This window comes from Diaphorobacter sp. LR2014-1, assembly GCF_002916785.1.
In the GTDB taxonomy this organism is placed as follows: domain Bacteria; phylum Pseudomonadota; class Gammaproteobacteria; order Burkholderiales; family Burkholderiaceae_C; genus Diaphorobacter; species Diaphorobacter nitroreducens.
Genome location: NZ_MTBE01000022.1, coordinates 62,014 through 73,319, shown reverse-complemented (window position 1 = coordinate 73,319; position 11,306 = coordinate 62,014). Strand labels below are relative to the sequence as shown.

The window sequence follows — 11,306 nt, the reverse complement described above, 5'->3', positions numbered from 1 at the left end:
GAGGGTGTGCAGAATTTTGTGTAAACGGACAATCCACCGCCGGCGTAAGCCGGCCTGTCCGTAAGCACAATGAACACCAAGAAACACGACGTACCCGAAGAACTGCTGTCTGGCCTGCTGGCCAACTACAAGAAGCCCGAAGACCTCATCGGCGAGAACGGTCTGCTCAAGCAACTTACCAAGCTGCTGGTCGAGCGAGCCCTGGACGCTGAGCTGACTGAGCACCTGGGCCATGAACGCAACGAGGCGGTGGCCAACCCCGCTGGCAACACCCGCAACGGCAAGAGCAAGAAGACCCTCAAGGGCGAGTTCGGCGAATTGCCCATCGAAGTGCCACGCGACCGCCATGGCAGCTTCGAGCCTCAGCTCATCCCCAAGCACCAGACCCGCTGGGCCGGCTTCGACGACAAAATCATCTCGCTGTACGCCCGTGGCATGACGGTGCGCGAGATACAGGCCCACCTCGAAGAGATGTACGGCACCGAGGTCTCACCCAGCCTGATTTCCTCGGTGACAGATGCCGTGGCCGACGAGGTCAAGGCCTGGCAGGCCCGACCGCTGGAGCCGATTTATCCCATCGTCTATCTGGACTGCATCCATGTGAAGGTGCGCGAGGGCGCGGTGCGGGTCAAGGCGGTGTACCTGGCCATCGGCATCACCATGACGGGCGACAAGGAGGTGCTGGGCCTGTGGCTGGCCCAGACCGAGGGCGCCAAGTTCTGGCTGCAGGTGGTCACCGAGTTGCGCAACCGGGGCGTGCAGGACATCTTCATCGCCTGCGTCGATGGGCTCAAGGGCTTCCCTGACGCCATTGAGGCCGTCTTTCCCAAGGCGGTGGTGCAACTATGCATCGTTCACATGGTGCGCCACAGCCTGAACTACGTCTCATGGAAGCGCCGCAAAGAGGTGGCTGCCGACCTGCGCCGCATCTACACGGCCGCCACCGCCGAGGAGGCCGAGCTGATGCTCGGGGAATTCGAGGAGCGCTGGGATGCCGAGTACCTGCCCATTGGCCAGTCCTGGCGCAGGAACTGGAGCCGACTCATCCCGTTCTTTGACTACCCGCCGGAAATCCGCAAGGTCATCTACACCACCAACGCCATCGAGTCGGTGAACATGGGCCTGAGGAAGCTGACCAAGAACCGGGGCTCATTCCCCAGCGATGAGGCGCTGAGCAAGCTGTTCTACCTGGCCCTGCGCAACATCAGCCAGAAGTGGACCATGCCCATCCGGGATTGGAAGGCTGCGCTGACCCGCTTTACCATTCAGTTCGGAGACCGCATCTCCGTCAACTGAAGTCCGAACCGTTTACACAAAAATTCGGACACGCCCATCTTCCTGGCGCTGAAGAGTCTCGAACTGGACCGCCTCGTTTCCGATGGAGAGCGCGACCACACCTTCTTCGTAGTCGAGGAGCCCGAAGCGCACCTGCACCCGCACGTGCAGCGTCTAATCTATCGTTACTTCCTTGGCACGGGGGCGGAAGATGGTGAGGAACAGCCTCCGCTTACGACAATCCTCACAACCCACTCGCCACATATCGCAAGCGTTGCGCCGATCAGATCTATTGTTCTGCTGCGCCATGACACAGCGGAAGGCAAGACTGTCGCGGTCTCGACAGCAAACGCACCTTTCACGCAGCGGGATGAAGAGGATCTTCAACGTTACATTGACGTCACTCGCGGCGAGATTTTCTTTTCTCGGGGGGTGATTCTGGTCGAAGGCGACGCCGAGCGCTTCATCGTTCCCGCGTTTGCCGAGGTACTCGATATTCCCCTCGATATGCTTGGAATCACTGTGTGCTCGGTGGGGGGGACTAACTTCACCCCGTATGTGAAGCTACTGGGCCCTGAAGGACTCAACATTCCCCATGTGATCCTGACGGACCGGGATCCAACCAATGGTAATCATCCATTGGTTCGCAGGCGGCTTATCAATGTCCTTGACGTGATTGAGGGCGGTGTCGATCACGAAAACTTGGATGCGGATGAAGTGATCGAGCTTGCCGAGCAGTACGGATACTTCGTCAACGAGAACACGTTGGAGCCCGAACTATTTGCAGGTGGACTGGCGCAGGACATGCAGGAGGTAATTCGGGAGGAACTGCCGCGATTAAGGAGAGAAACTCTGAATGCCTTGCAGCAGTGGGTGGACGATCCTGATCAGGTTGATGAAGACTGGCTGCTCAGATTGATCGAGAGGATCGGAAAGGGGAGGTTTGCGCAGGCACTTGCACCGTCGGTGTCACAGGACGTTTGTCCGGCTTACATTCGTTCCGCTCTGGAGCATATCCGTGACGCCATCGCGTAGTGTCAGCACAGCCTACTTGGCTCAGGCTGCCGAACTGGCTGGGAATCCGGGTCAGTTGGCAGCCTACAACTCTCAAGGACATTGTGTGGTACTCGCCGGTCCCGGGAGCGGTAAGACCAAGACACTCGTCCTAAAGCTCGCCCGCATCCTAGCCGAAGACGTCGAGGCCCCTCGTGGCGTTGCGTGCATCACTTATAGCCAGGAGTGCGCTCGCGAACTCGCTCGCCGAATTGAAAGCTTGGGACTTCAGCAGGCACCTAATCTTTTCATTGGTACGGTCCATGGGTTCTGTCTGCGTCATCTCTTGATGCCGTATGGACGCCTGGCCGGCCTGCCCATATCTTTCCCACTTTCGGTGGCCACTCAACGAGTCAGTGATCGGTTGTTGAAGCAAACTGGAGATGCGCTTTTCGGCCAGAACCATCCGTACAAAGTTATTGACCTCGGACGGCATCGCCGTTCCGTGCTCAATCGAAATAGCGTCGCTTGGCGTAGCGAGGAGGAACTCGCTGCCTGGGCCGAGACCTACGAGGCCGCTCTGCGCGACGAGGGGCTGATTGACTACGATGACATGGTTGTCTTCGGCCAACGTTTGAGCGCCGAGCACGACTGGGTACTACCTCTGGTTCAGGCAAAATTCCCCGTGCTCGCGGTGGATGAGTACCAGGATTTAGGTGTAGCACTGCATCGCATCGTCAAACGCCTTGCCTTCGACGGGGGTGTCCGACTTTTCGCTGTCGGGGATGCGGATCAGTCGATATATGGATTTACGGGGGCTGATGGCGCGTTGCTCATGGAATTGGCGGCTCGCAGAGACATTGAGCCTGTCCAGCTTCAATTAAATTACCGTTCTGGTGCAGGGATCGTGACTGCGTCAGAGATGGCGCTTGGAGAAGCCCGAGGCTATCAAGCGAGCGATCCTGCGCGACAAACGACCATCGAATTTGTCCTGCGCCCGGGTGGTACGGCGGACCAGGCTGCGCACGCCGTCGCGCAGATCATTCCGGCGGCCTTAGCCTCCAAGCCGGGACGAACACTGGGCGATATCGCGATCCTATACAAAGACTATCGCGCAGGCGATATCGTGGCTAAAGCTGTGGCAACCGGCGGTCTCGATTACATCCGTGTGGATACCGCAGCACCTTACCGCAAGGTTGCCCTAACAAGTTGGGTAGAAGATTGTGCGGCGTGGTGCGCGGGTGGCTGGCGTGTTGGACGCCCACAATTGCGTGGACTACTCGACCGCTATCGCGCATTTCATCGGGCGAGCTTGGACGATTCACAGGCCAAGCGCGAAGAGCAAGAGCTAACCGCCTTGCTATGGGAGCTGCGCGCTGACCAGCAACCTGCGCGAGAATTTGTTGCTTCGTTGCGCAACGGTGTAGTGGATCATCTGCTGGCGGCTGAATTGGCGCTCGCTGATCAGAAAGAGCAACTGGATCGCATGACGGCAGCGCTCGCCGAAGGCGGTGCACTGGCTTCGCTAGACATCACTAGTTTGGGCGGTCGGGACGGTTCGCCCGATCACCTGAATCTGCTGACACTGCATTCCGCAAAGGGCTGTGAGTACGACGTCGTCATCATGGTTGGACTCGACCTCGGAAATCTGCCGTGGCGCAATGAAACTCCAGAGAAGTTGCGCGAAAGTCGCCGGCTCTTCTATGTGGGACTCACACGTGCTCGCGACGAGGTCCACATGCTGTATTCGGGCTTCGTTGATGGCCGCTATGGCCCTATGCGCTTTGGGCGCTCGCCATTCCTTGATGAGCTGGAGGCGCGAATGCGTGCCGCTGGCATTTGAGTGTGAACCAGGGAATCTGGAGTGTCGGTGCTGCGTCGGCGCATGTCGAGCAACACCACAGTCGAGCTACATCTTTGCAGCCAAGCGATTGGCTGCAAAACGCTCGCGCGAGAGTCTGGCGGCGTTATTCATCGAGTCTAGGTTATCGATACACCATAGACCGTTGATGCAAAGAAAGCGCTCACTAAGCACTGCTTCAAGTATGTTTGGAAGGGTTGCGTTGAAGAATCCGGCACCCTTGACCGTTGGGGCCGGATCTAGCTCAAGCATCGCGACCGGCAGGTCAGAAAGGCACGGGCCGAAGTGGCCGGCCGAAGGGAACTTGCCCCCAAACTCGGTGCGCAGACGCTCCTTTCCCATGCTCTTGGTGAGTGTGCTATATCGCTCCTGCCGCAGCAACCAAAGAGACTTGACGCCCGCCTCGCGGTACCGCTCTTGGCGTTTACGGTAGTCACGGAGCGACTGATACGATCTTTGGATCTCGACAGCCAACCTAACCCCATTGCGCTCACCCCAGACATCAGCCTGCCAGCGACCTGCATCACCCGAACCCGGCATTTCAACCGAGGCACGGCATCCAAGATCTTCAAGCACGCTGCGCACAAGTATCTTGGCCGCCAGGTGCCATTGGCTTTCTTCGGAAGTACTGCACGCACCTCCTAGATGCGCAAAGAAGGGGTACCCATTAGCACTAACCTTGGGAATCGCTGGAGCGTTGCAGCAAGGCATCAGCAGATCACCGACGCAGTACGCCCGTTGCAACTCTTCCCACTGCGCCTGAGACATATGCAGTGCGTTGGCTGCACCAGTACCATCTGCATATGCTGCTTCGATCACCATAGCCACAGTGCCTCCTTGAATCTCGGTATTGTCTAATCAGTTTAGCCTTCCCCGCGCTGGGAGCGGGGCGGTGATCGAATCCTCCGAGCAGCAATTTCCTAGAAAAATGCCGGCACCCCCGAAAGGATGCCGGCAGACAGCAGATCACGCAGTTACCAATTGCCGGGCCAATGCGACCTCCACGGAATCACCATCCTGGTTCAGGACATCGAGCCCCGATTCGGGTACATCGCCCGAAGTGGACTGCGAGACCATGATCTTCTTGGCCATCAGCTCCAGGCAGGTCATCTGCGAGGAGCCGGCGTAGCCCAGGTACATCACGCGCACGGACAGCTTCTGCCCGATACGCCAAGAGCGGCGTGCCGCCTGCTGGAGCGAATACACGTTGTAGCCCGACTGCATGAACACGATCGTCGGAAACTCCAACAGGTCCAATCCCGTCTTGACAAGCTCCGGATTGGTGATGAGCACGTCGATGCCACGGTCCAACTGCTCGGCGATCCAGTCCTCGCGGCGGCTGGCATCCACGCTTGCGCGCAGTACCGCCACTTTGAAGCCTTCCTGCTCCAGCAATACCTTCAACCGGCTAGTCGTGTCGCGCGTGCCGGTATAGACGGTGTAGGCCAGAACCTTGCGGCCCTGTGCTTTCTCTTCCCTGCAGATGTCGATCAGCTCACGCTCCTTGGGGCTGATCTCGAACTCGTTGAACTGAGCCGGGACAAACGCCAGGGTGTTGCGCGTACGCGGATGCACAACGGTCTCCGACCGGAAGCAGCAATCCGGCCAGGCCAGCAGCACATTGAGGACTACACCGAGCAAGGTAGTATCGCGTCGCGCCAGAGCCTGTTTCAGCTCCGCGGTCAGCCGACCTGCCAGATCGCGGTAGGCCGCGGCTTGCGCCGTGTCCATCGCGACTTCACGAAACTCTTCGTCATACGGCGGCAGGACATTGCCGCCGATGTCTCTGAGCTTGAGGAAGATCGTGAACGGCAGGATGCAGCGCAGCACACCCTTCGGGCCGAAGCCCGGGGCCTTGACCGTTCTGACACTGACTTTCGTGCCTTTCGCGGTCTTGTGCGCCGTCCCGGTGCTCTCGGAATAAATGTCCTTCAGGACACCGTGATCGCGCATGAACGCCATCGCGGCCGAGGTCATGCTGCCGCTCGTGGTCGGGCGGTAGCCGTCTTCGATCATCCGCCCCGGAAGGGCTCGGAACAGCAGGTGAAAGAGATCATCACCATAGCCGCCCATCAGCGTGCCGGTCAGCAGCAAGGTCTTGCGAGCCTTCGCCGCCAGCACGCCCATGGCCTGGCCTTGGGCACTGCCACCGTTCTTGTACTCATGGGCCTCGTCGGCGACGAGCAGGTCGAACGTGCCTTGCGGAAGGTATCTCTTGATAAACTCGGACGGTTGGTAGCCGCCCTCACCGAAGCCAAACTCCATGCTGGCCATCGCACGTTCCATGCGCGTGGCCTGACGGTCGGAAAACACCAGCTCGCCGTTGCCGTCCATGAGGTTGATGAACTCATGCACGTTGTCCCCCAACATCGAGGCAAGGAAACCATCACCGAAGCGCTTCATGAGCTTCTGCGCGGTGATTTCCCCGATGGTCGGGATGCGCTTCAAGGCTTTGAGGACGGCCGAGGATTGGTCGCTGCCGGACAGGCTTCTCGGGCGGATCAGCGTCCACAGGGGCGCAGCGCAATGGCCACACTTCCTGCGGTACTCCTCGGCTTCGAGCGCGACCGGGTTGACCGGCTCGCCGTCGAGGTCGGTGATGACCGTGCCGCAGTCCGGGCACGCTGCCACGTCGCCGTGGCGGGTGCGCCGCGTGGTGAAGACGGGCTTCCAGTGGAAGCCCATCCGCATCCTCACGCGGCCCAGGACGAAGAACTCCTGACCCGTGGGCTGCACACCCAACTGCTCACGCAGCTTGATGAGCTTGACGAGCGTATCCGGCCCGTTGAGCACCCACACTTTGGCGCCCGCTACCGTCTCCTGGATCTCGCGCCGCCACTTGTAAACAAGGTGCGGTGGCGAAAGCACCAGGGTGCGGCGGTAGCCTTCGGCGTTGAGGACGGCGGCCGTGGCGATGCCGACGGTCGTCTTGCCGCAGCCCATCTCGCCGTTGACGATCGCGGCGCGTTCGCCACGGTCGATCAGCAGTTCGGCAGCAGCGTGGACGACTTCGGCCTGGGCCGGGAACAGCTTGCGCTTGAGGCTGGCGACGATGACTTGCCGGTGCGCCTGCGGTTGGCCGGTATAGACCGGCGGATTGGCGCTGTTGAGGGCGTCGAGCAGTTCGTCGCCGAACTCGCCGACGAAATCCTGAAGGCTCAGGGTCAGAGGGTTGGATTCCGCGTCGAGCAGTTCGCCCTGCACGGGCGTGGCTTCAGCGGTAGTGGTTTCGAGATCGAGGGACATGGTGATGCTCCAAAGAAAATGGGGCATGCACCACCCCCAACGGGGCAATGGCATGCCCCGGAGTGGGAAGAGAATCGGCGCGTGGCCGAAGGTTGAAGGTGCGGGCCTGGGTGGCCTGCGGGTGAACCGTGCTCAGTCCTCGGACGGCAACACGATGACGGTGGCGCTGCGCTGCGCGTCGGTAACGATGCGAATGGCCAGCCCTGGGTGGATCACGTAGTGCGACTCCAGCGAAGCACCTGATTGAAGCGCGGTGCTGTTGGCCTGCCATTGCTGGACGTTGACGTCTCCCCAGTCGCCACGGGTGTGGCGCCTGAAGTACGGGATCGGGTCGAGCCGACCTGCGCGGACCAGGTGGTCAACGGCTCTGCTGAAGATAAGCGCCCCGATGGGGAACGCCAGCCTCTGGCAGTAGGTTTCGATGCGATGTGATGCCATGGGCTCCTCCTTGAAAGGTTATTGAGCCACGACACCCCTGGCGGAGTGAAGTGGCTCCGTCAGGTGGATGGGATGACGAGGCGGTGCCTTCAGATCAGGTCGCGCTCTTCGGGAAGCTGGACCACCGTGGTCTGGTGGTCTTCGCTGGTCTTCACGATCAACACCAGTTCCGGCGTGATCCGGTACTGGGAGATCATCAGGTTGTCCTGATCGAGTGCGACATCGTTGGCCTGGCGGGTGGCCTCGTCGATCTCGCCCCAGTCGCCGCGCACGTGGCGCTGCACATAGGACAAGGGATCGATGAGACCTCGGCGGGCCAGCCAATGCACCTTCTCGCTCAACTGCAACGAGGCCGGTGCGAACAAGGGTTGCTTGTGCGGCGCGGGCCGCTTGAACGGATTGGGGAACATGGTGTTTCTCCTTCGATGAAGTGCAGCGGGACGTCAGGCGTCCGGGGGATTAGCGGATGGTCAGCACCTCGCCCCGTGTCGGGGAGCCAGGCGTCATGTCCCATGCGCGGATGACGGGAACAAACTTGTCGGTGAGGATGCGGGTCTCGGCGATCGAGCCGTCTTCGCGTTCGGTGAATTCCCGCTGGAGCGTCTTGTCCTTGTGGGTGTCACCTTTGACGACGAGCACGCGCCCGGTCTTGGAGCGCACAACCCCCGAGATCGCACCCGCGGCCAGAGCCAGGGCGAGATGCCAGTGGGACAAGGCACGCGCCGGCGGACGCAGCGACTGCTGCGCGGCCCCCAGGTGCGTGTCCAGCGACGGCCAGAGGCCTTGCAGCCGGCCGACTTCATCGGCGAACTGCTCCGGCTCCATCGTCACGCGGAAGAAATGCTCCGGCTCGGCCGGACTGACGGGGACGATGTACGGCAGGAACGGCCAATCGCTCGGCAGCTCCTCGGCTTCGACTTCGCCAAGCCCAACCTGCAGCAGCAGATTGCGCACGGCCTTGACGCCATCGGGAGCCTGTTCACGCTGTCGCACCCTTCGGCCGAAGATCACCACCTGCTTGAACTGCGTCTCCACCGCTCGGTAGATGCGCAGGTCCGTGTAGTGGCGTGTCAGCCAGCCGACCAGCTCCGCATCGAGCACGTAGGCGGGGACGATGAAGACCAGCACGCCGCCGTACTGCAACAGCGACAGCGAACGCTGATAGAACAGCTTTTCGAGGCGGGCACGGCCCTGGCCCTGATAGCTGATGTTGCCGTTGACGTCCTTGGACAAGTCGCCATACGGCGGGTTGAGCCAGAGCAGCCCGAACGACTGCTTGGAGACCATCGTGTCCATCAGGTCCGCGTGCAGGCAGTGATCGACCAGGCCGCGGGCATGGCGTGCCCGCTCCGCGTCGAACTCGACCGCGAACGCCTTGGCCTGCTCGCGCCCGAGGGCATGGGCGGCTTCGGCGATCGCCACGCCTTCGCCGGCGCAGGGATCGAGGATGCACATGGGCCCGTCGCTGGGCATCAGTGCGTTGAGGGCTCTTTCGAGCGTGGGTTCGTCAGTCGGGTAGTAACCGTTCTTAGCGAAATTGCGGGCGAGCCGCGGGAACATGAGGGCCATGGAAGTCTCCTGGTTGGCGGGGAGGAAACACGGAAGCACGCCAAGGCGTGCCTCCGTGGGTGGGTCAGGCCGCTACCACTTCCGGCGTCCAGATCTTGGCCGGGTATGGATAGGCGGTGAGCACATCACTGCGGATCAGCGAACCCAGCGCCAAGGTCAGCGCCGGCACGTCGATGGCTAGCCGATGGCCTTCCAGCGGCCCGAGGGCGAACGGAAGGCGGGCCAGCATCTCGCGGCTTTGCAGCAGTTCCAGCACGGTCTCGCGCCAGTGGTCGAGCAGCGGCAATGGGCAGGTGTCCCGCACCAGCATCCACAGGCGGTCGAGCCGGTGGGCGCTGTCGCGCGGCAGCAGTGCCAGTGCGCTGGCGTTGGCCTTGTCGGGCTTGACGCAGCGGCGGTCGAACAGCCACACGTTGGACAGCGAACCGAACAGCGTTCGCCGATAGGCGCGCGTGACGCGCTTTTCCAGGCGATCGACGTTGCCGATGAACACCGGGACGCTGCCGCCCTGGTCGGTGATGATGTGGAACTGGTCCAGTCCCTGCTCGTCGCGCCCGAGGGTCAGGCGAGCCAGGAACTGCTGGACGGCGGTGTCGCGCGCCCAGATGGACAGGAAGATCAGGTTGCCCTGGTCATCGCCGACGCAAGCGTCGGCCATCACGTCCGGGCATTCGTCGATGCGGTACAGCGTGGTGGAAGAAGTGTTTGCGAGCATGGTGGTGTCCTCGGATTAACGGGAACAGCACCGCCCGCTGGGGCAAGTACTGCCCCAGGGGGTGGAAGAAAAACGCTCAGTCCGGCTCGAATTGCCGGGTGTGCGGGTTGAAGTGAAGCGCCTCGTCCACCGCCGTGATCGGCGTGAAGCCGTCCAGGTAGATGTTGTTGAGGTACTGATCGCGGTAGGTCAGTGCCTGCCGTGCCTGTTCCTCGGTGAGGCCGTTGCTGATGAAGTACTCCAGCATCTCCTCGTCGGAGGACACTTCGTCGTTGGACAAACTTCCTTCAACGAGTGCCAGCAGCGAGGGTGAGAGCGCAGCCAGGATCGGGTCCATGTTGGTTCCTCCTGGCTCAGGCCATCAGCGTCGCGGCGGGAGCCGTGACAGCCGTGGGTGTGCGCCGCCGTGCGTGGTAGGCGCGAACGCCTGCACGCCAGTCGGCGGACTGCTCCGGTGCGAGGTCCAGATAGGACAGCGGGCACGAGTAGTAGTACGGGTGCATGGACTCTTCCAACGGCTTGTAGCCCCACTGGTTGCCGCTGCGTTCCAGCAGATCGCAGCGGATGTAGCGCAAGGACTGGCCCGGCGCGAGATCACGATGCACACCTTCGACCTTGGCGGTCAGTTCGACCACTGACCACAGCACGTTGCCGCGCAATGCGTGAGCGATAACCTTCGCGCTGACGCGCTCGGTCTGCTGTGGTGCGATCAGTTCCGCGATCAGTTCAGACCGCGATTGGGGAGAGAAATACCAGCCCATGAGAGGCCTCCTCGAAAAGTTGAGCTGGAGGCCTCCCCGTGGGGAAGAACCCCCAGTGGGTGATGGAATGCCGCAGGTGCAGCGAAGGAAAACCTATGCCTTACCCTTAGTCCCAGTCGTCATCGTCGCGATCACAACCGGCCGGACAGCAGCCGAACTCGATCCCATGCGAGCAATAGCCATGCTCCGCATTCCAGTCCTGGGTTTCCTGCCGTTCGGCCGGTGTTGCGTAGTCCCATTCCTGTGCGATCTTCAGCGCCTGTGCGCGCTGTTCTTCCGGCAATCGACCGAATTGCGCGTCGATCGCCGAACTGAAGCGTTCGACGTAGTAGTCGTGAGACAGTCCGCAACCCTTGGTGGCTTGTGCGGCTGCCGTCTCGCAGAGAGCCCGCCACGCGGGTTCATCCAGCGCGGAGCGGGGGATATCGCAAGCGATGGTGGACATGAT

Annotated in this window: 12 protein-coding genes; 3 read left to right on the top strand and 9 right to left on the bottom strand. The window is 61.3% G+C overall.

Annotated features, from left to right (window positions below; all coding sequences use genetic code 11):
• Positions 1–69: 69 nt before the first annotated feature.
• The 3 genes from BV908_RS14915 to BV908_RS14905 are packed head-to-tail and all read left to right on the top strand — an operon-like array spanning position 70 to position 4,111.
• The gene (locus BV908_RS14915; protein ID WP_103738104.1) at positions 70–1,296 is read left to right on the top strand and encodes an IS256 family transposase; all 1,227 of its coding nucleotides are present in this window, start codon (positions 70–72) and stop codon (positions 1,294–1,296) included.
• A 36-nt stretch (positions 1,297–1,332) separates the two neighbouring features.
• Entirely contained in the window at positions 1,333–2,310 is a 978-nt protein-coding gene (locus BV908_RS14910) for a TOPRIM nucleotidyl transferase/hydrolase domain-containing protein (RefSeq protein ID WP_348639065.1), read from the top strand.
• Positions 2,294–4,111: an ATP-dependent helicase gene (locus tag BV908_RS14905; protein WP_103738525.1), complete on the top strand. Its 1,818-nt coding sequence runs from the start codon at positions 2,294–2,296 to the stop codon at positions 4,109–4,111. The genes BV908_RS14910 and BV908_RS14905 overlap by 17 nt, the downstream gene beginning before the upstream one ends.
• A gap of 66 nt (positions 4,112–4,177) precedes the next feature.
• Here BV908_RS14905 and BV908_RS14900 read toward each other — a convergent pair whose 3' ends face one another.
• The 9 genes from BV908_RS14900 to BV908_RS14860 all read right to left on the bottom strand — a co-directional run bounded on the left by BV908_RS14900 (position 4,178) and on the right by BV908_RS14860 (position 11,303).
• Positions 4,178–4,951 (bottom strand): competence protein CoiA family protein, encoded by a 774-nt coding sequence (locus BV908_RS14900; RefSeq protein ID WP_003050307.1) that lies wholly within the window; start codon positions 4,949–4,951, stop codon positions 4,178–4,180.
• A 144-nt stretch (positions 4,952–5,095) separates the two neighbouring features.
• Positions 5,096–7,375, bottom strand: coding sequence for a helicase-related protein (locus BV908_RS14895; RefSeq protein ID WP_103738524.1), 2,280 nt, complete (start codon positions 7,373–7,375; stop codon positions 5,096–5,098).
• A gap of 132 nt (positions 7,376–7,507) precedes the next feature.
• Positions 7,508–7,813 carry a hypothetical protein gene (locus tag BV908_RS14890; protein ID WP_013520771.1) on the bottom strand — a complete coding sequence of 102 codons (306 nt, stop codon included), beginning with the start codon at positions 7,811–7,813 and terminating at the stop codon, positions 7,508–7,510.
• An 89-nt stretch (positions 7,814–7,902) separates the two neighbouring features.
• On the bottom strand, positions 7,903–8,223 hold the full coding sequence (locus BV908_RS14885) for a hypothetical protein (protein ID WP_003050315.1): 321 nt from the start codon (positions 8,221–8,223) through the stop codon (positions 7,903–7,905).
• Between the two features lie 49 nt (positions 8,224–8,272).
• Positions 8,273–9,421 (bottom strand): DUF6094 domain-containing protein, encoded by a 1,149-nt coding sequence (locus BV908_RS14880; RefSeq protein ID WP_281631033.1) that lies wholly within the window; start codon positions 9,419–9,421, stop codon positions 8,273–8,275.
• A 25-nt stretch (positions 9,422–9,446) separates the two neighbouring features.
• Entirely contained in the window at positions 9,447–10,097 is a 651-nt protein-coding gene (locus tag BV908_RS14875; protein WP_003050322.1) for a hypothetical protein, read from the bottom strand.
• A gap of 76 nt (positions 10,098–10,173) precedes the next feature.
• Complete coding sequence (locus BV908_RS14870; protein ID WP_003050326.1) at positions 10,174–10,434, bottom strand: hypothetical protein; 261 nt, start codon at positions 10,432–10,434, stop codon at positions 10,174–10,176.
• A 16-nt stretch (positions 10,435–10,450) separates the two neighbouring features.
• A complete protein-coding gene (locus BV908_RS14865) occupies positions 10,451–10,858 on the bottom strand; it encodes a hypothetical protein (protein ID WP_003050329.1) in 408 nt (135 codons plus the stop codon).
• 106 nt (positions 10,859–10,964) lie between these two features.
• Positions 10,965–11,303 (bottom strand): hypothetical protein, encoded by a 339-nt coding sequence (locus BV908_RS14860; protein ID WP_103738522.1) that lies wholly within the window; start codon positions 11,301–11,303, stop codon positions 10,965–10,967.
• Positions 11,304–11,306 lie beyond the last annotated feature (3 nt).